This window comes from Brassicibacter thermophilus (genome assembly GCF_055378355.1).
This window is the reverse complement of the sequence record NZ_AP042446.1, coordinates 1,913,327-1,935,084: the sequence shown is the minus strand read 5'-3', so window position 1 is coordinate 1,935,084 and position 21,758 is coordinate 1,913,327. Positions and strand designations below refer to the sequence as shown.

Sequence of the window (21,758 nt, the reverse complement as noted above, 5' to 3'; positions counted from 1 at the left end):
AATGCTAACACCATTAGATATTCAAAATAAAGAATTCAAAAAAGCTATGAGAGGCTATAAAGAAACTGAGGTCGATAGTTTTTTAGATGAAATTATAGCTGATTATGAAAAAATTTACAGGGAAAATATAGAATTAAAAGACAAAATTGCATCTTTAAACGAGGAAATCGAAAAATATACTAATTTAGAAGAAACTTTGAAAAACACATTAATTGTTGCACAAAATACAGCAGAAGAAGTTACTGCAAATGCAAGAAAAGAGTCCGAGCTAATAATTAAGGAAGCTAAAGATACTGCTAGAAATATAATTGAAGATGCTCATAGAGAAGCAGCTAAGATTCAAAATCAATATGAAAACTTAAAGAAAGAAACACTAATATATAAAAATAGATTTATAAATTTACTAACATCTGAGTTAGAAACTATTGAAAGATATTTTAAAGAGATTGAAAAGGAAAAATAATAATAATTATTATTATTCTAATAGCTTTTTACTTCATCCATTGTGGATGAAGTTTTTTTGATGTATTTTTTTACTATAATGATTATCAATAAAATAAAAGGAATTATATTATACTTACTCTATTATGAAGATAATATATAATGAATAAATAAAAAAATAATTGAAGGATATATTATTTGAAAGGAGCGTCTTTTTATGAATAAAGATGGAAAAACAAATATTGAAGAGAAAATTGAGAGTATTGCTATAAAATTAGAAAAGTCAAAAATTGCTGAATACGTAGATTTAATGAATGATAGACGTAGACTTTTATACATAAATTTCATAGGAGGGTTAGCAAGAGGATTTGGTATGGCTATTGGATTTACTCTATTAGGGGCATTTGTTATATATATTCTTAAAAGAGTAATCAATTTAAATTTACCATTGATTGGAGACTTTATAGCTGAAATTGTTAAGATAGTTCAAGATAATTTATAATATTTGAAATGATAATATTGTTTTCTGATTATAAGAAATAGAAAAATCGTTAATATAATGTAGTTATATGATAGAAATTTCTCAATTTAAAGGTTGTAATGTATAGGATAATAAATTAAAATATAATTGTGTTATAACGTAATTTATTTATATTATAATAAAATTAGAAAATTTATAGTCACGGGAGGAAATAATGTTATATTTAATATTAATTTTAGCTATTTTATTAGACCAAGTAAGCAAGTACCTTGCTATAAAATTTCTTTTAGGTAAACCTCCTATTGTACTTATTGAAGGTTTTTTGCAATTGAATTATTTAGAAAATTTTGGTGCTGCATTTGGTATATTACAAAATAGACAAAATTTTTTTATTGCAATAACTGTAATTGTAATATTTGGAATTATTTATTATTTGAAAACTAAAATGAATCTATCTATTGCTGCAAGAATTGCTTTTTCCATGATAGTTGGAGGTGCAATAGGCAATTTAATTGATAGAATTCGTTTAGGTTATGTAATAGATTTCATTGATGTTAAATTTGGGAGTTTGTATGACTATCCTGTGTTTAATATTGCTGATTCATTTATTGTTATAGGCACCGTGATAATATTGTATCTGGTTCTATCAAATAAGTATGAAATAGAAAGAGGGATTTGATGAACATAATTGAAATAATTGTTGATGAAGATGATGGTGAAAGAATAGATTATTATTTAGCTAATAAACTTGACGAAATATCACGGTCTTATATACAAAAATTAATTAAAGAAGGATATGTTAAGGTAAATTCAAAAGAGGTCAAGGCAAAATACTTGGTTAAGCAAGGTGATGAAATAGTTGTAACGCTGCCTAAGCCTAAAAAGCTTGATATAAATGCAGAAAAAATACCTATTGATATTGTATATGAAGATGATGATGTTGCTGTAATCAATAAACCACAAGGCATGGTTGTTCATCCAGCACCAGGAAATTACAGCGGAACACTTGTGAATGGTTTATTGTATCAATTAAACAGTTTGTCTAATATTAATGGCGTGATAAGGCCAGGTATAGTCCATAGGATTGATAAAGATACTTCTGGTCTGCTAATGATAGCAAAAAATAATTTGTCTCACAAAGAATTGTCTAAACAATTAAAAGAACATTCTATAACTAGAAGGTATTTGGCATTAGTTTATGGCAACTTTAAAGAAGATAAAGGAACTATTGACGCACCAATAGGTAGACACCCTATAGATCGAAAAAAGATGGCTGTTGTAGATAAAAATGGAAAAGAAGCTGTTACCCATTTTAAAGTTTTAGAAAGATTTAAAGAATATACACTTGTTGAAGCTAAACTTGAGACAGGAAGAACTCATCAAATTAGAGTTCATATGTCATATATAAAACATCCTGTAGTAGGAGATCGCATATACGGAGTAAAAAAGGAAAGATTTAATCTAAAAGGGCAACTTTTACATGCTAAAATTTTAGGCTTTGTGCATCCTACAAGAAAGGAATATATGGAGTTTAATTCTGAGCTTCCAAGTTATTTTGAAAGGATATTGGAAATTTTAAGAAGTCAAAATAATTATTAGGTGGTGAAAAAATGAAATTAAAAGCAACTATTCTTGACGAAAAAGCAATTTACAGAGCAACTACTAGAATAGCAAATGAGATTATAGAAAAAAATAAAGGTACAGAGGATCTAGTCCTTGTAGGAATTAAAACCAGAGGAATACCTTTTGCAAAAAGAATTGCTAAAAAGATAAATGAAATTGAAGGTGTAAATATTCCTGTACTTACTTTAGATATTACTTTATATCGGGATGATTTAAGTGAACTCTATAAAGACCCTCAAGTGAAAAATCCTCAATTTGATTATGATATTACTGGTAAAGTAGTAGTTTTAGTAGATGATGTTTTGTTTACTGGCAGGACAGCTAGAGCAGCTTTAGATGCTTTGATGGAAAATGGGAGGCCTAAAAGAGTTGAACTTGCAGTTTTAATTGATAGGGGACATAGAGAGTTGCCTATAAGACCTGATTTTGTAGGGAAAAATGTACCAACATCTAAAAATGAAGTAATTAGTGTTAAATTTTCTGAAACTGATGGATTTGATAAGGTTTTAATTAATGAATTAGATTAGTAATACTATTAATTGAATTTAGAGGAAAAAGTTGTGCAAAAATTTTAATTTATTTTTTAAAATATTTTATTATGCAATTTTTTCTATATATATATAGCTTAAAACAGGTAGAAGATTTAATCTTCTACCTGTAATATTTTATTAATTTGTTCGTCGGATGGAGTGACATATATTGTATTATTATTATCATATATTACCATTCCTGGCTTTGCGCCATTTGGTTTTCTTACGTATTTTCTTTTTGTATAGTCAACAGGAACATTACTCGACATTTTAGCTTTACTGAAATATGCTGCTAAAAGTGCTCCTTCTAATATTGCATTTTTACTTATTTCAGAGTTATTAGATTTTATAATTACATGGGAACCAGGAATGTTTTTTGTATGAAGCCATATATCTTCCTTATCCGAAAGTTTTAAAGTAAGGTAATCATTTTGTTTGTTATTTTTACCAACATAAATGTCAAATCCATCAGATGAAATAAAATGTTTTGGCTTTGAGCTGTTGTTTTTGTTACTTTTAAGTCTTTTATTACTTTTTTTTATGAATCCTTCTTCAGATAATTCTTCTCTTATTTCATTAACTTCTGTTAAATTAGTACAATTTTCGATGTTAAGTAATACTTGTTCTAAATATTTTTTTTCATCTTCATTTTTTTTGATATGCTCTTTTAAAAGATGATATGCATTTTTAAGTTTGTTATATTTTTTATAGTATTTTTGCGCATTTTGGTTAGGAGATATCTTTGGATCTAACTTTATTTTTACTTTCTTAAGGGAAGCATCATAAAAATTTTCTAACTCAATTTCAGATTTCCCTTTTTCAATTAAATGTAAATTTGCCATTATTAGGTCAGCGTATATCTTATATTTTTCTCGTTTTGAAGCATTTAAAAGTTCTTGTTTTTGCTTATTTAATTTATTAATTGTTCTATCAAGCCTTATTTGAACAATCTTTTTTAAATCTGAAGTTTTTTGTTTTATTCTATCAAAATTATCTCTTTCAACATAATATTTATCTAACAGCATACATATGCTATTAAAATGAGACTTGCTTTTTTTATCATATTGTTGCAAATCAATTGATGAAAAATCAATTATTTTGTTTTCATTTTTATCAAAGACAATTGTAGGAATGAAAATATTATTTTGTATTTGATGAAAAATGCTATAAAATGAATTAAACAATTGATATGCGTTTTCGGTACTGATATTGCTTAAAGGAGTATTTGGATCAATGTTACTTCTATAGCATATTTCTTTTGATACTAAAGGACTTATTCCTAAATAAGTTGTATATATATGCCTAAAAATAGCTTTTTCAGCATTATCTATTTCTAAATAATGAATAAATTCATTTTTAGATACATTTAATGGTGATATTTTATCTTTTGAAGGAGGTAATTCATAACATAAACCGGGCAATATCTGCCTTACAGTACTAACACTATAAGGTATTCTTTTAATGGAATCTATTATTGTGTTATTATTTTTGTCAATTAATATAATATTACTATGCTTTCCCATTATTTCTATTATGATTCTTTTAATTGATTTTACTCCTAATTCATCTAATGATTCTATGTCAAAATATAAAATTCTATCCATTGAGTATTGATCAATATTCAATATTTTTCCACCTTGGAGATGTTTTCTTAGAAGCATACAAAACATAGGAGGATTTTGAGGATTAGGTTTTGAAATATTGGTTATATAAATCCTTGGATTATTACTACTAGCTGATATTAATAATTTTTCATTTTTTTTCTGGCATCTGATATTTATTATTAACTCATCTTTTTCAGGTTGATACACTTTATCTATTTTTCCGTTTATGAGTTTAGCTTTCAACTCATTAACTACCGCTCTTAAAACAATTCCATCTAGTGACATAAAAATACCTCCATAATATAAATGATGTAAATAATATTATTTTAACATATAGTAATTTACTCACTAAAGTATATCATTTTATATTTCAAATATAAAGTTATTTCTTTAATCTAGTATGTACCTAGGGAATATAATATTGAATTGTAATATATTTTTTAATTTCATTAAATATTAAATTTTTGTAACAAATAATAGATTTACATATATTTTTTGATTATAATATGTTTAAGTATATCATAATTAATTATTATTTATAATTATAAATATTTAATAGAATTGCTTTATTGCTGTTAAACAATATACTATTATTATATATTATATTATGCAGATTTCATTTAAATGTATTTAAGTAATTTTTATGATGTAATTAGTTATATAGAATTGAGAAAGGACTGGTCTTATGGTAAAAAGCATGACAGGCTTTGGGAGAGGTGAATATAGTGATTCTAATAGAACTTTTGTTGTTGAAATGAAGTCAGTAAATTTTAGATACAATGATATAGTTGTTAAGATACCAAGACATTTAAGTATGTTAGAAGAAAATATAAAAAAACTCGTTAAGGATAAAGTTAAAAGAGGAAGAGTAGAAATATTTATAAATTTTAATTACATACAAGAAAGTGGAATAGATGTTAAAGTGGACTTATTATTAGCCCAAAACTATAAAAAAAGTATTGAAAAGATTGCTGAAGAGCTAGGACTTGATTCAAAAATAGGTTTGGATATGATAATAGGATTACCGGATGTTTTAACAACAGAAAATAAGGAAGAAGACATAGATGAGATTTGGAATTGTTTAAAAGTACCTCTTGAAGAGGCTTTAGATAAAATGATGGCCATGAGAATAAAAGAAGGCAATGAGCTTGCTAAAGATATTATTAAAAGGACAGAAAAAATTAAAGAATTACTAATTGAAATTGAGAATAGGGCACCAAATGTTGTAATGGAATATAAAGAAAAGCTTTGGATGAGAATAAATGAGCTTTTAGAAAATAAGTATGAATTAGACGAAAATAGGCTTATTAATGAAGTAGCATATTTTGCAGACAAGTCTAATATTAATGAGGAGATAGTAAGATTATTTAGTCATATAAAGCAGCTAGTAAAAACATTGGAATGTGAAGAGCCTATTGGAAGAAAATTGGATTTTCTTGTTCAAGAAATGAACAGAGAAGTTAATACTATAGGGTCTAAAGTTAGTGATATAGAAATTACTAATAATGTTGTTCAGTTAAAAAGTGAATTAGAAAAAATAAGAGAACAAGTTCAAAATATTGAATAATAGAAGGAGGGTAAATCATGAGTATTAAGCTTATAAATATTGGTTTTGGTAATATAGTATCTGCAAACAGAATAATTGCTATAGTTAGCCCGGAATCGGCACCGATAAAGAGAATGATTCAAGAAGCTAGAGAGAGAGGAATGTTAATAGATGCTACTTATGGCAGGCGTACTAGGGCTGTAATAATAACAGATAGCGACCATATTATTTTATCTGCAGTACAGCCTGAGACTGTTGCCCATAGACTTGATACCAAAAATATTGTAATAGAATAAAAAGGAGGAAATAAAGATAAATGAAAAAAGGCTTATTATTAGTAATTTCTGGGCCTTCTGGATGTGGTAAAGGTACTATTTGTAAAGAATTTTTAAAGAGAAATGATGCAGATATTTCTATCTCAGCAACTACTAGAAAACCTAGAATTGGTGAGGTAGACAGAAAAGATTATTTTTTCATTAATATGAATGAGTTTAAGTCTATGATTGAAAATGAAGATTTTTTAGAATATGCTTGCGTGCATGGAAATTATTATGGTACACCGAAAAAATTTGTTATGGAAAAACTGGAAAGTGGAAGAGATGTTCTTTTAGAAATTGATATACAAGGTGCACTTCAAATTAAAAGAAAATTCAAAGATGGTATTTATATTTTTATTTTGCCACCTTCAATGGAAGAGTTGAAGAAAAGAATAATTAAACGAGGAACTGAAACTGAAGAATCAATAAAGCAAAGATATGAAAATGCATATAAAGAGTTAAAATATATATGTGAATATGAATATGCAGTTGTAAATGATGAAGTAGAAAAAGCAGTTAAAAAAATTGAAGCAATATTTTTAGCTGAAAAATGTAAAGTTGAAAGGCAAAAAGATATAATTAAAAATATATAAAGGAGGTATTTCATGTTATATCCTTCAATAAATGAACTGCTAAAAAAGGTAGATAGTAGATATACTTTGGTAATGCTTGTTTCTAAGAGAGCAAGACAAATTGTTGATGGAAGTAAACCTTATGTAGAAGTAAATTCAAATAAACCTGTAACTATAGCTATTCAAGAAATTGCTGAAGATAAGATAACCTATACTAGGCCTGAAATTAAGGGGATTAAATAGTCTGGAGAGTGGTTTAATTGATAGATAATAAAAATATTATTGTTGGTGTTACTGGAGGAATAGCAGCTTATAAAGCTATAGATGTTGTAAGCAGATTAAAAAAATTAAATGCTAATGTAGATGTAATTATGACAAAATCAGCTACAGAATTTGTTACTCCTTTAACTTTTCAAACAATATCACAAAATTTTGTTACAGTTGATATGTTTAAAGAGCCAAAGAAATGGGAAATTGAGCATATTAGCTTAGCTAAAAAAGCAGATTTATTTTTAGTAGCTCCTGCTACTGCGAATATAATTGGAAAAGTAGCAAATGGGATTGCTGATGACATGTTAACAACTACTATAATGGCTACTAAAGCTAGAGTAATTTTTGTTCCAGCAATGAATACAAACATGTATAATAACCCTATACTAAAAAGTAACATAGAAAAATTGGAAATACTAGGATATGAGTTTATTAAGCCTGATAAAGGACGATTAGCCTGTGGAGATTATGGAGAGGGTAAGATGCCATCCCCTGAATCTATTGTTGATTATGTTGTTAAAAGCTTCAATAATGGAGATTTAAAAGGGAAAAAAATAATTGTTACAGCAGGTCCTACAATAGAACCACTTGATCCAGTAAGGTATATTACAAATTTCTCTACTGGGAAAATGGGTTACGCAATTGCAGAACAGTCGAAAAAAAGAGGAGCAGATGTTATTTTAATAAGTGGACCAACAAATTTAGATTTTCCTCGAGGCGTTACTGTTAGGAAAGTAAAGACAACAAGAGAAATGCTAGAAGCTATTAAAAAAGATTTTGATGATTGTGATGCACTAATAAAAGCTGCAGCACCTTTGGATTTTAGGCCAATTAAGGTATGTAAAAATAAAATTAAGAAGACTGACGATGGCTTAAAATTAAATTTGATAAGGAATCCTGATATTGCAGAATACTTTGGCAGTATCAAGAAAAAACAGATTTTAATAGGTTTTGCAGCAGAAACTGATAACGTTATTGAAAATGCTAAAAATAAGATTACTAAAAAGAATTTAGATATGATAGTAGTCAATGATGTTTCTTTAAAAGATGCTGGTTTTAGTTCGGAAACTAATATTGTAACAATAATTGATAAAGAAGGAAATATAACCAATTATCCTAAAATGACAAAAAGTGATGTAGCCAATGTTATATTAGATAAATTAGTTAATATTTTAAACAAATAAATTGCAGATAAATAAAAAAGCTAGTGATTTTTATTATGTTCTAGCTTTTTTATTTAATATTAGTTAAATGTTTAATACCTTTGAAAAGGTGATAATTTATGAATAATAATTTATTAGCAGAGATTATAGTTGATAATAAAAGCAGGAACACTGATAAAATGTTTACGTATATTATACCAGATAAATATAAAAATAATGTTAAAGCTGGTATGAGAGTACTAGTGCCTTTTGGAAATTCTAATAAACTGGTTGAGGGAATGATACTTAAATTAAAAGAAGATACAAATATAGACTTAATTAAGTTAAAATACGTTGTACAAATTATTGACAATTATCCTATATTAAATGATAATATGATTAAATTAATATTTTGGATGAAAGAAAAATATTTAGCTCAATATGTTGATATAATTAAAACTATGATTCCCTCCGGTATTTCTAATAAGGTTGAAATATTTTATAAAATAAATAAAGAAGTGGATATTAGTGCTGTTGAATTCAATTACGAAAAAAAAATATTAGAATTTTTACTTAATAATGGTGAAACAGAAATTCAAGTTTTAAAAGAAAATCTTAAAATTACTAATATAAATAGATATTTATCTTCTTTAATAAAAAAAGGTATAATATTAGAGATTAAAAAACTAAAATCTGATGTTAGAAAAAAATACGAAAAGTATGTATACCTTAATGAAGAAAAAATTGATATAAAAAATATACTATCTAATTTAGATTCTAGGGCGTATAAACAGAAAGAAGTTTTAAATTATTTAGCTAGTATAAAATTTTTACCTTTAAGGCAGCTTATGAAAGATACGCAAACTTCTTTATCTACTATAAAAAATCTTGAAAAAAAGAAATATATAACAATCAAAGATGTTGAGGTTAATAGAAATCCAATTATAAAAGAAATATCAAGATATCCTAAGGTAGAATTAAATACTGAACAGCAAGAATGCTTTAATAGTATATGCGAGGATATTAAAAAAGGAAAAAATTATATATATCTACTTCATGGTGTAACAGGTAGTGGGAAAACAGAAGTTTATTTACATGTTATTGAACAAATGATATCTAATGGTAAGGATGCAATTGTGTTAGTACCTGAGATTTCTTTAACGCCTCAAACTATAGAAAGGTTTGTAGGAAGATTTGGAGATAATGTAGCAGTTTTACATAGCAGATTATCATTAGGAGAAAGATTTGATGAGTGGAGGAAAATCAAAGAAGGAAAAGTAAAAATTGTCGTAGGAGCCAGGTCTGCAATATTTGCTCCGTTTAGTAATTTAGGTATTATTATTATTGACGAAGAGCATGAGAATAGTTATAAGTCTAATATGAATCCTAAGTATGATGCGAGAGAGATTGCTGAAAAAAGATGTGAAATTGAAGGAGCATCTATGATTTTGGGTTCAGCTACTCCTTCCATTGAGACATACTATAGAGCACAGAAAGGTGAAATAAAGCTCCTTAAAATGAATAATAGAATAAATAAAAAAAATATGCCAACAATGAAGATAATAGATATGACTAAGGAATTAAATATGGGAAATACTTCAATTTTCAGTAGAACTTTGTATAATGCAATAAAATCAAATTTAGACAATAATAAGCAAACGATATTGTTCTTAAATAGACGTGGATTTTCTACGTTTGTTTCATGTAGGAAATGTGGGTATGTTGCTAAATGTGAAGAGTGTGATATTGCATATACGTATCATAAGAGTGATAATATTTTAAAATGTCACTATTGTGGATTAACTATGAAACCGCCTAAGATTTGTCCAAAATGTGGTAGTAAATATATAAAATATTTTGGTGTTGGGACGCAAAAAGTAGAGGAGCTTGTAAAAAAATATTTTCCTAAAGCTAGAGTTGCTAGAATGGATGTTGATACTACTACTAAAAAAGGTAGTCATGAGAAAATTTTAGATAAAGTTAAAAATAGAGACATAGATATATTAATTGGAACCCAAATGATATCAAAAGGACTTGATTTTCCAAATGTAACTTTAGTAGGTGTTATTGCAGCAGATACAAGTTTGAATTTACCTGACTTTAGATCATCTGAAAGAACTTTTCAACTTTTAACTCAAGTTGGTGGTAGGGCTGGTAGAGGAGAAGATAGTGGATTAGTAATAATACAAACATATGACCCAAATCATTATAGCATAGAGGCAGCAAAAAAGTATGATTATATTGAATTTTACAATAAAGAAATTATGCTAAGAAGAGAATTTTGTTATTCTCCTTTTTCAAATATAATTAGTATACTTTTTATAAGTAAAATTAAATCAAAAGTAATTGAAATATCTAATAATATTACTAGACTAATAAGTCTTGAAATAAGCAAAGAAAAAGTATATTCTTCAAGTATAAATATTTATGGTCCCAATCCAGCAGCTTTATCAAAAATTAAAAATAACTATAGATGGCAAACATTAATAAAGTGCAAAGATGAAGAATTAAATATTATAAAAAATATTATAAAAAAATTAATACTACAAAACAATGATTTAAAATTAATAAAAGAGGTAAAAATAAGTGTTGACATAAATCCAATTTCAATTATGTAGGAGGAATTTAAATGGCATTAAGACAGTTAAGATATGAAGGAGACCCTTTGTTAAGAAAAAAGTCAAGAAAAGTTGAAGTGATAGACAAAAAAATAAAAACTTTAATTGAAGATATGGCTGAAACTATGTATAAAGAAGAGGGAGTTGGGTTAGCTGCTCCACAGGTAGGAATATTAAAAAGGGTGGTTGTAATAGATATAGGAGAAGGGCTTATAAAACTTATAAACCCTGAAATTATTTTTCAAGAAGGAGAACAGATCAATACTGAAGGGTGCTTAAGTATTCCAGGAATAAATGGAGAAGTTAAGAGACCTGAGAAAGTAAAAGTAAAATATTTAGATTTAGATGGAACTGAGAAAACTTTAGAAGGCACTGGATTATTAGCCATAGCTCTCTGCCATGAAATAGATCATTTAAATGGTATCTTGTTTATTGATAAAATGATAAACAGAAATAGAGGTGTTTAATAATGAAGATTATTTTTATGGGGACTCCAGATTTCGCTGTACCTTCATTAGAGAGTTTATATAGAAATGGGTTTGATATACCACTTGTTGTAACTCAGCAGGATAAGCCTAAAGGAAGAGGGAAAAAATTAACATATACTCCAGTAAAATTAAAAGCTCAAGAATTATCTATAAAGGTATATCAACCTAAAAATGTTAATAGTCCTGAGTCAATAAAACTTATTAAGGAGATATCACCTGATGCTATTGTGGTGGTAGCATATGGCCAAATTTTGAAAAAAGAGATATTGAATTATCCAAAATATGGATGCATAAATGTACATGCTTCTTTATTACCTAAATATAGAGGGGCAGCTCCAATTAATTGGGCAATCATAAACGGAGAGAAAAAAACTGGTGTTACTACCATGATTATGGATGAAGGATTAGATACTGGAGATATGCTAATTTCTGAGGAAACAGAAATAAAAGATGAAGAAACTGCTGGAGAATTACACGATAGATTAAAGCATATAGGAGCTAAGTTGATTGTTAATACTCTTAATAAAATTGAAAATGAGGGACTTGTTGGTATAAGCCAAAATGATGAGGAAGCAACTTATGCACCAATGTTAGACAAATCTTTAGGGCTTATTGACTGGAACAAATCAGGAGAGGAAATAAAAAATTTAGTAAGAGGAACAGTACCTTGGCCATCAACATATTTTGTTTATGATGAAAAAAAAGTAAAAGTTCATAAAGTTAGAGTTATTCCTAAATTTAAAAAAGGAGACCCTGGAGAAGTTATTAAGGTTGATGCCGACGGAATTTATGTAAATACTTCTAAAGATTGTATAGTTATTGAGGAAATTCAGTTTCCAGGTAAAAAAAGATTAAAAGTAAGTGAATTTTTGAAAGGAAATGATTTTAAATCAGGAATAAATTTGATGGGCGTGTAATAATGATTAGTTATAAAAAAATTTTTATTAAGAATATACTTGTCTTGATTGCATTTTTATGTTTGATAGTATTTGTATATTTTTATACATTAATAAATAATAATATTACTATATTAAAAGTTGGACTAGCTATTTTTGCTTTTATTCTATTATTTTTTATAATCTTAATTATATGGGGAACATTAATACTATATAAAGGATTAAATAATAAAAAAATCAATAAAATTAATGTAAAGCTTTGCTCATGGATTTTACCCATAACATATCCAGTATTAAAACTTCTATATAAATCTTTTAATGATGATATGTCAGCTGTTATGAGAGCATACATTAAGATTAATAATTCTAAAGTGAGATCTATGAGATATAATTTGAAAAGTAATGAATTATTGATACTTCTTCCACATTGTATTCAAAATTCAAAATGTGTACATAAGATTACAAATAACATAGAAAATTGTGCAAGATGTGGTAAATGTGATGTTAAAGATATATTATTATTAAAAGAAAAATACCATTTGAATATAGCTGTTGCTACAGGAGGAACTTTAGCACGAAAATGGGTAGAAAAATTTAAACCTAAAGCTATTGTAGCAGTAGCATGTGAAAGAGATTTACTTAGTGGAATAAGAGATGTTAAAGGCATACCAGTATTGGGTATATTTAATTATAGACCAAATGGACCTTGTTTCGACACGAAAGTGGATATCATTAAATTAGAAGAAGCAATAAAATTTTATATGGGGGTGGAAAATTAAATGTATGGAATTGGATATTGGATGTTTGGACCAGAATTTTATATTTTATTACCAGCTATTATATTTGCATTGTATGCACAAACTAAGGTACAATCGACTTTTAATCAATATTTAAAAGTATGGAATAGCTCTGGATATACAGGTGCTCAGGTTGCAAGGATGATTTTAGATAAAAATGGTCTTTATGATGTTTCAGTAGAAATGATTGGAGGTCGGTTAACAGATCACTATGACCCAAGACGCAAAGTAATAAGGTTATCAAGAGAGGTTTATGGAGGAAGTTCTATTGCATCTCTAGGAGTTGCAGCGCATGAATCTGGTCATGCTATTCAACATGCAACAGGCTATTTTCCGCTTATCCTTAGAGACAATATAGCTCCTGTGGCAAGTTTTAGTTCTAGGTTTGTCTGGATTTTGGTTATTTTAGGGTTACTAATTAGTCCTGAATTGCTTAGATTAGGAATAATTTTATATTTAGCAATCGTGATATTTCAGATTGTTACTTTACCTGTTGAATTTAATGCTAGCAGAAGAGCTATTTATCAGTTAGGAGATGGAATAATTACTGAAAATGAAATTGAACCTGTGAAAAAGGTATTAAATGCTGCGGCAATGACTTATGTTGCTGCTACTTTAGTTGCATTAGGACAACTTTTAAGACTAATGATTTTAAATAATCGTAGACGATAAAGAGGGATATTTTCCCTTTTTTCTTTTTTATTAATCTTAATGGAGGTAAGAAATGACACAGAATTCAAGAGAAATAGCTCTTAAAATATTGAGAGAGGTAGATGAGAAAGCGGCTTATGTAAATATTTCTATTAATAGAAATATAGAGGACAAACTAACTGAAAAAGATGAATCATTTATTAGAGAAATAGTATATGGAGTTATAGATAATAAACTGTATATTGATTGGGTAATAGAAAAGTTTTCTAGGATAAAGTTTAATAAAATATCTTCTATAATAAAAAACATATTAAGAATGGCAATATATCAGATTATTTTTATGGATAGAGTTCCAGATAGTGCAGCTGTTAATGAAGCAGTAAAATTATCGAAAAAATATAGTCATAAAGGCACTTACGGATTTGTAAATGCTGTTTTACGTAATATTGCTGATGAGAAGAATTCTATTATGCTTCCTGATAAAGAAAAAGATGTGATGATGTATATGTCAATAAAGTATTCGCATCCAAAATGGATGATTGAAAATTGGATAAAAGAATTTGGGGTGGACTTTACTGAAAGTCTTTGCAGAGAAAATAATGGAAAACCTAAGTTAAATATTAGAGTTAATACTCTTAAAATTAATAGAGATGATCTAATGAATGTACTTTCTCAAAAAGGATTTAAATGTAGTAAGACTAAATATTCTAATGATGGAATAATAATAGACAATCCTACTAAGATTACTGATACAGATGAGTTTAAAAATGGTTATTTTATTATTCAAGATGAGAGTTCCATGCTTGTTGCACAAGTAATGAATCCTAAACCCGGAAGTCTTGTTTTGGATATGTGTAGTTCTCCTGGTGGGAAAGCTACTCATATAGCACAATTTATGAATAATAAGGGAAGGATAATAGCGAGAGATATATACTTTCATAAGCTTAAATTAATAGAAGAAAATGTTAAGAGATTAGGTATAGATATCATCGAAACACAATTATTTGATGGATTAAAATTGGATAATTCACTTATTGAAAAGGTAGACTATTGTCTTATTGATGCACCTTGTTCTGGGTTGGGATTAATTAGACGTAAACCGGACATTAAATGGAGAAAGACAAAAACTGATTTAGAGAACATAAAAGAACTTCAATATGAAATATTAACTACTGGAAGTAAGTATATAAAACAAAATGGTGTACTAGTTTATAGTACTTGTACCATAGAAAAAGATGAAAATATTCGATTAATAAAAAGATTTTTAAATGAAAATCAAAACTTCAAATTAATTAGTTTTGATGATTTACTGCCTGATGATGAATTGTTATTGTCAAAAAAAGACGGGTATCTAGAGCTATATCCTAATGTACATAAAACGGATGGTTTCTTTATTGCAAAGCTTGTTCGATGTGAATAAACTATGTATTATGAAATTTATTTAATTATGTGAGGAAATTGCATAATTACTGCAGTACTAAATTTAACTATCAAAATTTACTAAAATATTTTATTATGCAATTTCCTCATGTTATAATAATGATATAATTTTATTATTAACGGTAGGTGGAACTTATTGAATAAAATAGATTTAAAATCTTTTACACTAAATGAAGTAATAGAAGAATTAGTAAAATTAGGTGAAAAATCATATAGAGGAAAACAACTATTTGAGTGGATTCATCAAAAAAGAGTTAAATCTTTCTTTGATATATCTGTAATTTCAAAATCATTAAAAGAAAAGCTTGATTTAAAATACATGATAACAAATTTAAAAATAGTGAAACGGTTTGATTCTAAGTTAGATAATACTAAAAAGTATTTATTTTCTTTAAACGATGGTAATATTATTGAAAGCGTTGCAATGGAATATAAATATGGTATTTCTGTTTGTATATCCACACAAGTAGGTTGTAGAATGGGTTGCAGTTTTTGTGCCTCTACTAAAGGTGGATTAGTCAGAAATTTAAGTTCAGGAGAAATAGTTGACCAAATATATAAAATAGAAGAAGATTTAAATAGAAAGGTGAATTCTGTTGTGTTAATGGGGAGTGGTGAACCATTAGATAATTACGAAAACGTGATAAAATTTTTAAATATTATTCATGAAAAATATGGTAAGGGATTGGGGTATAGGCATATAACCTTATCTACTTGTGGTTTAGTGGAAAACATTTATCGATTAGCAGATGAAAATATACCTATAACATTGTCTATATCATTACATTCACCATTTGATGAAGAAAGAAAAAAAATTATGCCAATTTCACAAAGATATAAGATAAGTGATATAATAAATGGATGTAAATATTATATTGAGAAAACAGGTAGAAGGGTAACATTTGAATATGCGCTGATTGAAGGTGTTAATGACGATATAAAGAGTGCGGAAAAATTAACAATTATATTAAAAGATATATTATGTCATGTAAATATTATCCCTATAAACTCGATAAAAGAAACTAGTTTTTCTAGGCCTAAGCAAGAAAATATAATTAAGTTTAAAAATATTTTAGAATTTAATGGAATTTCTACGACTATTAGAAGGGAAATGGGATCTGATATAAATGCTGCATGTGGGCAATTGAGAAGAGACTATATTAATAGTTTTGATTTGAGTTTTAATTCCATTACGAGTAGATATTAAAGGTGATGTAAATGAGGTGATATAGTGTTAGTTGGAGCTTGTACTGATATAGGTAAAATTAGAGAGGTTAATCAAGATTCATATTATTGCTGCAATAAAAATGATATGGCTTTATTTATTGTGGCAGATGGAATGGGTGGACATAAAGCAGGAGAAATCGCTAGTAAAATGGCTATTGATAGTATAAAAAAGTCATTTGAAGATAATAGTGTATTAGTTAAAAATGGTCAAATATTGCCTACAGAACTTATTATTCGGTCATTGAAAAATGCTAATGTTATGATTTTAGAAAAATCAAAAACAGATGAAAGTTGCGATGGAATGGGAACTACTATTACTTTAGCTTATATTTATAATAATAAGATTCATATTGGACATATTGGTGATAGTAGAGCGTACCTTTGTAGAAATAATAAATTAACTCAGTTGACTGAAGATCATTCATTAGTTGCTGAATTAGTTAAAAATGGAACTATTAGTAAAGAGGAAGCTAAATTTCACCCTCAAAAAAATATTATCACTAGAGCTTTAGGTACTGACGAAGATGTGGATGTCGATATTATAATAAAGGACATAGATAAAGATGATATATATTTGTTATGTACTGACGGATTAACAAATATGGTTAATGATGACCTAATAAAAAACATTATTCTCTCTTCTAATAATGTACAGCATATTTGTGAACGTTTAGTATATACTGCTAATGAAGCTGGAGGAATTGATAATTCTACAGCAATAATTATTAAAATTAAGTAGAGGCGAGGTGATAGTATGATTGGAAAAATCTTAGGAAATAGATATGAAATAATAGAGAGAATAGGCGGAGGTGGTATGGCGCTCGTTTATAAAGCTAAATGCCATCTTCTTAATAGATATGTAGCAGTGAAAATATTAAGAGATGAATATATAAATGATGAAGAATTTATTAATAAATTTAGAAGAGAATCCCAGGCTGCAGCTAGTCTATCTCACCCAAATATCGTTAATATATATGATGTTGGAGTTGAAGGTAACATTTATTATATTGTAATGGAATATATCAAAGGTAAAACTTTAAAGCAATTAATAAGGGAAAATGGTAAGTTAAGCGTTGAAAAAACGATTAGATATTCAATGCAAATAGCTGAAGCTTTAAATCACGCTCATGAGAATCATGTAGTTCATCGTGATATTAAACCACATAATATTATGATTACAGAAGATGAAAGAGTAAAAGTAACTGATTTTGGAATAGCTAGGGCAGCTACTGCTTCTACTGTTACTAATACTAGTAATGTTATTGGATCAGTACATTATTTTTCGCCAGAGCAAGCAAGAGGTGGGTATACAGATGAAAAGTCTGATATTTACTCTTTAGGTATAGTCATGTATGAAATGTTGACAGGTCGAGTGCCTTTTCAAGGAGATAGTCCAATTTCTGTAGCTTTAAAACATATACAAGATGATATTTTACCACCTAGCAAATTTGAAGAAAATATACCTATTGGATTAGAAAAAATAATAATGAAATGTGTTCAAAAAGACCAGGCATTAAGATATAGTACTGCTGAAGAATTATTGTTGGACTTAAAAAAGGTAAAAGAGTCTAATGAAGATAATATTGTGGAATACGATAATATATCTGATTCTCCAACGAGGGTAATTCCCGCAGTTGATGATGAAAAAATCAATAGTCGTTTAAGGAAAAAAAATAAATCTAAAACGAAAGATGAAGACGTAAATAATAAGAATAAAGCTTTGACTCTGTTGGCTATTTTATTAGCGTTTTTACTAACAAGTGGATTAGCTGTAGGATTTATCCTTATAAAAGGATTTTTTAATGAAAAAGAAGTAGTTGTTCCTAATCTTCAAAGATTGCATGAAGATATAGCCAAAAAACAAGTAGAGGAATTAGGATTAGTTTTTAAAGTAGAAAAAGAGGTATATAATGGAGATTATAAAGCTGGTCATGTAATAAGTCAAAGTATTAAACCAGGAGAAACTGTAAAAGAAGGATATCCGATTGGGGTTACTATTAGTTTAGGCGAAAAAACTGTTGCAGTTCCCGATTTAATCAATAAATATTATAATGAAGCGGGTATTTTGCTATCTGATGTTGGACTTGAAGAAGGAAAGGTTGAGTATGAATTTAGTGATATTCCTAAGGGAATTGTATTAAGACAAAATCCTGAAGCTGATACGGAAGTTGGTGTAGACACTAAAGTTGATATAGTGGTGAGTAAAGGACCAGAAATAGAATATATTATTATGCCAAAATTAATTGGTTTAAATATTGAGGAAGCAAAAAAAGACATAATTGCTAACGGCTTAGTTAAAGGGGAAATAATATATGAACCAAATGATGAAGCACCTAAAGATGAAGTAATATGGCAAAGTTATTCCTCAGGAGTTGAAGTTGCTGAAAATACAAGTATTGATTTAAAGGTAAGTAGTGGTCCTAGTGAGAATGGGACAAATTCTGATAAAGAAGAAAGTATAACGGAGAATGAACAAGATGAAAACAAAGTTAATGAAAAGACGGAAAACCTAATTATTGTATTACAAGATGAGGATGAAGAGGAAATAGAAGTTAAAGTTGTAAAAATTGTAGGTGAAGCAAAAGAAATTGTTTATGATAAAGTGCATAAAAAAAGTGACGAAGTAATTTATGTGCCAGTGTCTGGGAATAAGAAAAGCAAATTTGAGATATATTTTAATGGTGTATATCAAGGTTCGCAAGAGATAGATTTCTAGGGAGGGAAATATGAAGAAGGGTATAATCACAAAAGGAATAGGTGGTTTTTACTATGTTAAAGCTGATGAAAATGTATTTGAATGTAGGGCGAGAGGATTATTTCGAAAAAAGCAGATAAGTCCACAAGTAGGAGATTATGTTGAAATTCGTGAAAATATAGCAGATATGACAGGGTATATTGAAAGAATACTAGATAGAAAAACGTATCTTTATAGACCACCAGTAGCCAATGTCAATCAAGCTGTAATAGTTATGGCGATTAAAAACCCTGACCCTGATTTATGGTTGTTAGATAGATTTTTGTTATTAGCACAACATCAAAATTTGGACATAGTTATATGTATTAATAAAATTGATCTAGAAAAAGAAAAATTAAAATATATAAACGATATATATGAGAAATGTTCCTATCCAGTGATTAATATTAGTGCAAAATATGATATAGGGATTGATGAGCTTAGAGCAAAATTAAGAGATAAAATTTCTGTTTTTGCTGGCCCTTCAGGGGTTGGTAAAAGTACTATTTTAAATAAAATTCAGCCTAATTTACAACTTAAAACTGGTGAAATAAGCAAAAAAACTAATAGAGGTAAACATACTACTAGGCATGTAGAACTTTTAGAGCTTAACGACGGCGGATGGGTAGTTGACACTCCTGGCTTTAGTTCCCTTGATATAAATTTTGCCAAAGAAGAAGAATTGGAAAAATATTTCAATGAAATTTACGAAATAAGTCATTTATGTAAATTTACTGGGTGTAGACATTTCAAGGAACCAGGATGTGCTGTAAAACAGGCATTAAATGAAGGAAAAATAAGCCAGTCTAGATATAATAATTATCTTAATTTCTTGCAAGAAATAAAAAACAACAGGAGGTACTAACATGTTAAAACTTGCTCCGTCAATATTGTCATCAAATTTTGCAAATTTAAAAAGTGATATATTAGCTGCTGAAGCCGGAGGAGCTGATATATTACACCTTGATATAATGGATGGGCATTTTGTACCTAATATTTCATTTGGGGCACCATTAATTAAAAGTATTAGAAGCTTGACGAATATGCCATTTGATGTTCATCTTATGATTGAAAATCCTGAATTATATATTAATAGTTTTGTTGATGCTGGAGCTGATATTATTACAGTTCACAAAGAAGCATGTGTACACTTACATCGAGTAATTCAGCAAATAAAAAGTTACGGAATAAAAGCTGGTGTGGCTTTAAATCCTGCTACTCCTTTAGAAGAAATTCAGTATGTTTTGAATGACATTGATATGATATTAATTATGACAGTAAATCCTGGATTTGGAGGACAAACTCTTATAAGAAGTATGGAAGAAAAGGTTAGAAAGATTAAAAGAATAATTGAAAAAGAAAAATTGAATATCGATATTGAAATTGATGGAGGTATTAAATTAGACAATGTTGAAGAAGTAATTGACTGGGGAGCAAATATTATTGTTGCTGGTTCTGCAGTGTTTAATACAGAGGATATCACTTTGGCTGTAAATAAATTTAAGGATATTATGTCTTTACAATAGTTGATTTTTTGATATAATAATATTGTAAAAATGAATATGTACCACTAGGGGAGCTTTTGCTGAGAGGAAGCTTAAATAGCTTCGACCCTTTTACCTGAACTAGATAACGCTAGCGTAGGAAAGTGGATTTGTGTAAGTATGCCATTGCCTTATGTTAGGTAATGGTTTTAGTTTTTGTTTTCGTTACAAACCTTTCCCAAGTGATACATATTTTGTATTAATATGATAGTCAATTGTAACATTTTGTGCTATTGTATTTGCAATTGACTATTAAAAATATTTTTAAGGGGGAAGTAATTATGAAAAAAGGATGGAGCATTAAAATGCTTACTGAAGGTGGCATCATGATTGCACTTGCTACTATACTTAGCTTAGTAAAAATTTATGAAGCACCATATGGAGGATCAGTAACTGCAGGGAGTATGATTCCTATAATAGTTTTTGCTTTAAGATGGGGGACTGTACCAGGATTAATTGTTGGTGGACTTTATGGTATATTACAGTTTATTATTGAGCCATATTTTTATCACTACATTCAATTTCTGTTAGATTATCCATTAGCTTTTGGTTTGCTAGGGTTAGCAGGACTCGCACATAATGCAAATAAATACAAAGAAATAGGAATGCTTCAATATGCTTTATTAACATTTAGCATATTATTAGCTATATCAGGGAGATTTGTATGTCATTTACTTTCAGGAGTTGTGTTTTTTGCCGAGTATGCTGGTGATATGAATCCATGGTGGTATTCAACATTATATAATGGTGCTTATCTTTTACCAGAATTTATTATTTCTGCTATAATAATTAGTATATTGTGGAAACCTTTAAGCAGAATAAATAAGTAGATTAGAG

At 28.1% G+C, this 21,758-nt stretch carries 23 protein-coding genes and 1 riboswitch; of the genes, 22 read left to right on the top strand and 1 reads right to left on the bottom strand.

The window, feature by feature from the left end:
- The first annotated feature begins 1 nt into the window (after nt 1).
- The 5 genes from ACZ41D_RS09205 to pyrR all read left to right on the top strand — a co-directional run bounded on the left by ACZ41D_RS09205 (nt 2) and on the right by pyrR (nt 3,072).
- Nucleotides 2-463, top strand: a complete 462-nt coding sequence (locus ACZ41D_RS09205; protein WP_464151145.1) for a DivIVA domain-containing protein — start codon at nt 2-4, stop codon at nt 461-463.
- A gap of 195 nt (nt 464-658) precedes the next feature.
- Nucleotides 659-943, top strand: coding sequence for a DUF5665 domain-containing protein (locus ACZ41D_RS09200; protein WP_464151144.1), 285 nt, complete (start codon nt 659-661; stop codon nt 941-943).
- Between the two features lie 193 nt (nt 944-1,136).
- A complete protein-coding gene (gene lspA, locus ACZ41D_RS09195; RefSeq protein ID WP_464151143.1) occupies nt 1,137-1,601 on the top strand; it encodes a signal peptidase II in 465 nt (154 codons plus the stop codon).
- Nucleotides 1,601-2,521, top strand: coding sequence for an RluA family pseudouridine synthase (locus ACZ41D_RS09190; RefSeq protein ID WP_464151142.1), 921 nt, complete (start codon nt 1,601-1,603; stop codon nt 2,519-2,521). The genes lspA and ACZ41D_RS09190 overlap by 1 nt, the downstream gene beginning before the upstream one ends.
- A gap of 11 nt (nt 2,522-2,532) precedes the next feature.
- Nucleotides 2,533-3,072 (top strand): bifunctional pyr operon transcriptional regulator/uracil phosphoribosyltransferase PyrR, encoded by a 540-nt coding sequence (gene pyrR, locus ACZ41D_RS09185; RefSeq protein ID WP_464151141.1) that lies wholly within the window; start codon nt 2,533-2,535, stop codon nt 3,070-3,072.
- A 116-nt stretch (nt 3,073-3,188) separates the two neighbouring features.
- On the opposite strand, the gene ACZ41D_RS09180 is transcribed toward pyrR, so the two are convergent.
- Nucleotides 3,189-4,964, bottom strand: a complete 1,776-nt coding sequence (locus ACZ41D_RS09180) for an Rqc2 family fibronectin-binding protein (protein ID WP_464151140.1) — start codon at nt 4,962-4,964, stop codon at nt 3,189-3,191.
- Between the two features lie 400 nt (nt 4,965-5,364).
- On the opposite strand from ACZ41D_RS09180, the gene ACZ41D_RS09175 reads away from it, so the two are divergent.
- The 17 genes from ACZ41D_RS09175 to thiT all read left to right on the top strand — a co-directional run bounded on the left by ACZ41D_RS09175 (nt 5,365) and on the right by thiT (nt 21,751).
- On the top strand, nt 5,365-6,246 hold the full coding sequence (locus tag ACZ41D_RS09175; protein WP_464151139.1) for a YicC/YloC family endoribonuclease: 882 nt from the start codon (nt 5,365-5,367) through the stop codon (nt 6,244-6,246).
- 17 nt (nt 6,247-6,263) lie between these two features.
- Complete coding sequence (remA, locus tag ACZ41D_RS09170; RefSeq protein ID WP_464151138.1) at nt 6,264-6,521, top strand: extracellular matrix/biofilm regulator RemA; 258 nt, start codon at nt 6,264-6,266, stop codon at nt 6,519-6,521.
- A 20-nt stretch (nt 6,522-6,541) separates the two neighbouring features.
- A complete protein-coding gene (gene gmk / locus ACZ41D_RS09165) occupies nt 6,542-7,135 on the top strand; it encodes a guanylate kinase (protein WP_464151137.1) in 594 nt (197 codons plus the stop codon).
- A gap of 12 nt (nt 7,136-7,147) precedes the next feature.
- The gene (gene rpoZ, locus ACZ41D_RS09160; protein WP_464151136.1) at nt 7,148-7,357 is read left to right on the top strand and encodes a DNA-directed RNA polymerase subunit omega; all 210 of its coding nucleotides are present in this window, start codon (nt 7,148-7,150) and stop codon (nt 7,355-7,357) included.
- A gap of 17 nt (nt 7,358-7,374) precedes the next feature.
- A complete protein-coding gene (gene coaBC, locus ACZ41D_RS09155) occupies nt 7,375-8,568 on the top strand; it encodes a bifunctional phosphopantothenoylcysteine decarboxylase/phosphopantothenate--cysteine ligase CoaBC (RefSeq protein WP_464151135.1) in 1,194 nt (397 codons plus the stop codon).
- A gap of 98 nt (nt 8,569-8,666) precedes the next feature.
- Nucleotides 8,667-11,144 (top strand): primosomal protein N', encoded by a 2,478-nt coding sequence (gene priA, locus ACZ41D_RS09150; protein ID WP_464151134.1) that lies wholly within the window; start codon nt 8,667-8,669, stop codon nt 11,142-11,144.
- An 11-nt stretch (nt 11,145-11,155) separates the two neighbouring features.
- Nucleotides 11,156-11,611: a peptide deformylase gene (def, locus tag ACZ41D_RS09145; protein ID WP_464151133.1), complete on the top strand. Its 456-nt coding sequence runs from the start codon at nt 11,156-11,158 to the stop codon at nt 11,609-11,611.
- Nucleotides 11,612-11,613: 2 nt separating this feature from the next.
- Nucleotides 11,614-12,549, top strand: coding sequence for a methionyl-tRNA formyltransferase (gene fmt / locus ACZ41D_RS09140; RefSeq protein ID WP_464151132.1), 936 nt, complete (start codon nt 11,614-11,616; stop codon nt 12,547-12,549).
- A 2-nt stretch (nt 12,550-12,551) separates the two neighbouring features.
- A complete protein-coding gene (locus ACZ41D_RS09135; RefSeq protein ID WP_464151131.1) occupies nt 12,552-13,307 on the top strand; it encodes a DUF116 domain-containing protein in 756 nt (251 codons plus the stop codon).
- Entirely contained in the window at nt 13,308-13,997 is a 690-nt protein-coding gene (locus ACZ41D_RS09130) for a zinc metallopeptidase (protein ID WP_464151130.1), read from the top strand.
- Nucleotides 13,998-14,049: 52 nt separating this feature from the next.
- Nucleotides 14,050-15,396 carry a 16S rRNA (cytosine(967)-C(5))-methyltransferase RsmB gene (rsmB, locus tag ACZ41D_RS09125; RefSeq protein ID WP_464151129.1) on the top strand — a complete coding sequence of 449 codons (1,347 nt, stop codon included), beginning with the start codon at nt 14,050-14,052 and terminating at the stop codon, nt 15,394-15,396.
- 156 nt (nt 15,397-15,552) lie between these two features.
- On the top strand, nt 15,553-16,623 hold the full coding sequence (gene rlmN, locus ACZ41D_RS09120; RefSeq protein ID WP_464151128.1) for a dual-specificity RNA methyltransferase RlmN: 1,071 nt from the start codon (nt 15,553-15,555) through the stop codon (nt 16,621-16,623).
- Nucleotides 16,624-16,647: 24 nt separating this feature from the next.
- On the top strand, nt 16,648-17,382 hold the full coding sequence (locus ACZ41D_RS09115) for a Stp1/IreP family PP2C-type Ser/Thr phosphatase (protein ID WP_464151127.1): 735 nt from the start codon (nt 16,648-16,650) through the stop codon (nt 17,380-17,382).
- A 15-nt stretch (nt 17,383-17,397) separates the two neighbouring features.
- Nucleotides 17,398-19,359 carry a Stk1 family PASTA domain-containing Ser/Thr kinase gene (gene pknB / locus ACZ41D_RS09110; RefSeq protein WP_464151126.1) on the top strand — a complete coding sequence of 654 codons (1,962 nt, stop codon included), beginning with the start codon at nt 17,398-17,400 and terminating at the stop codon, nt 19,357-19,359.
- Between the two features lie 10 nt (nt 19,360-19,369).
- The gene (rsgA, locus tag ACZ41D_RS09105) at nt 19,370-20,242 is read left to right on the top strand and encodes a ribosome small subunit-dependent GTPase A (RefSeq protein ID WP_464151125.1); all 873 of its coding nucleotides are present in this window, start codon (nt 19,370-19,372) and stop codon (nt 20,240-20,242) included.
- Nucleotide 20,243: 1 nt separating this feature from the next.
- Entirely contained in the window at nt 20,244-20,903 is a 660-nt protein-coding gene (gene rpe / locus ACZ41D_RS09100) for a ribulose-phosphate 3-epimerase (protein WP_464151124.1), read from the top strand.
- A 36-nt stretch (nt 20,904-20,939) separates the two neighbouring features.
- A riboswitch (TPP riboswitch) is annotated at nt 20,940-21,041 on the top strand.
- A 161-nt stretch (nt 21,042-21,202) separates the two neighbouring features.
- Nucleotides 21,203-21,751: an energy-coupled thiamine transporter ThiT gene (gene thiT, locus ACZ41D_RS09095; protein ID WP_464151123.1), complete on the top strand. Its 549-nt coding sequence runs from the start codon at nt 21,203-21,205 to the stop codon at nt 21,749-21,751.
- Nucleotides 21,752-21,758 lie beyond the last annotated feature (7 nt).

Bases quoted from the DNA above. Each gene is read 5' to 3' on its own strand.
- ACZ41D_RS09200 (WP_464151144.1), top strand. From the start codon at position 659: ATGAATAAAGATGGAAAAACAAATATTGAAGAGAAAATTGAGAGTATT.
- ACZ41D_RS09205 (WP_464151145.1), top strand. From the start codon at position 2: ATGCTAACACCATTAGATATTCAAAATAAAGAATTCAAAAAAGCTATG.
- ACZ41D_RS09135 (WP_464151131.1), top strand. From the start codon at position 12,552: ATGATTAGTTATAAAAAAATTTTTATTAAGAATATACTTGTCTTGATT.
- rsgA (WP_464151125.1), top strand. From the start codon at position 19,370: ATGAAGAAGGGTATAATCACAAAAGGAATAGGTGGTTTTTACTATGTT.
- pyrR (WP_464151141.1), top strand. From the start codon at position 2,533: ATGAAATTAAAAGCAACTATTCTTGACGAAAAAGCAATTTACAGAGCA.
- thiT (WP_464151123.1), top strand. From the start codon at position 21,203: ATGAAAAAAGGATGGAGCATTAAAATGCTTACTGAAGGTGGCATCATG.
- rsmB (WP_464151129.1), top strand. From the start codon at position 14,050: ATGACACAGAATTCAAGAGAAATAGCTCTTAAAATATTGAGAGAGGTA.
- ACZ41D_RS09180 (WP_464151140.1), bottom strand. From the start codon at position 4,964: ATGTCACTAGATGGAATTGTTTTAAGAGCGGTAGTTAATGAGTTGAAA.
- pknB (WP_464151126.1), top strand. From the start codon at position 17,398: ATGATTGGAAAAATCTTAGGAAATAGATATGAAATAATAGAGAGAATA.
- ACZ41D_RS09175 (WP_464151139.1), top strand. From the start codon at position 5,365: ATGGTAAAAAGCATGACAGGCTTTGGGAGAGGTGAATATAGTGATTCT.
- lspA (WP_464151143.1), top strand. From the start codon at position 1,137: ATGTTATATTTAATATTAATTTTAGCTATTTTATTAGACCAAGTAAGC.
- ACZ41D_RS09130 (WP_464151130.1), top strand. From the start codon at position 13,308: ATGTATGGAATTGGATATTGGATGTTTGGACCAGAATTTTATATTTTA.
- rpoZ (WP_464151136.1), top strand. From the start codon at position 7,148: ATGTTATATCCTTCAATAAATGAACTGCTAAAAAAGGTAGATAGTAGA.
- priA (WP_464151134.1), top strand. From the start codon at position 8,667: ATGAATAATAATTTATTAGCAGAGATTATAGTTGATAATAAAAGCAGG.
- remA (WP_464151138.1), top strand. From the start codon at position 6,264: ATGAGTATTAAGCTTATAAATATTGGTTTTGGTAATATAGTATCTGCA.
- def (WP_464151133.1), top strand. From the start codon at position 11,156: ATGGCATTAAGACAGTTAAGATATGAAGGAGACCCTTTGTTAAGAAAA.
- rpe (WP_464151124.1), top strand. From the start codon at position 20,244: ATGTTAAAACTTGCTCCGTCAATATTGTCATCAAATTTTGCAAATTTA.
- gmk (WP_464151137.1), top strand. From the start codon at position 6,542: ATGAAAAAAGGCTTATTATTAGTAATTTCTGGGCCTTCTGGATGTGGT.
- fmt (WP_464151132.1), top strand. From the start codon at position 11,614: ATGAAGATTATTTTTATGGGGACTCCAGATTTCGCTGTACCTTCATTA.
- ACZ41D_RS09190 (WP_464151142.1), top strand. From the start codon at position 1,601: ATGAACATAATTGAAATAATTGTTGATGAAGATGATGGTGAAAGAATA.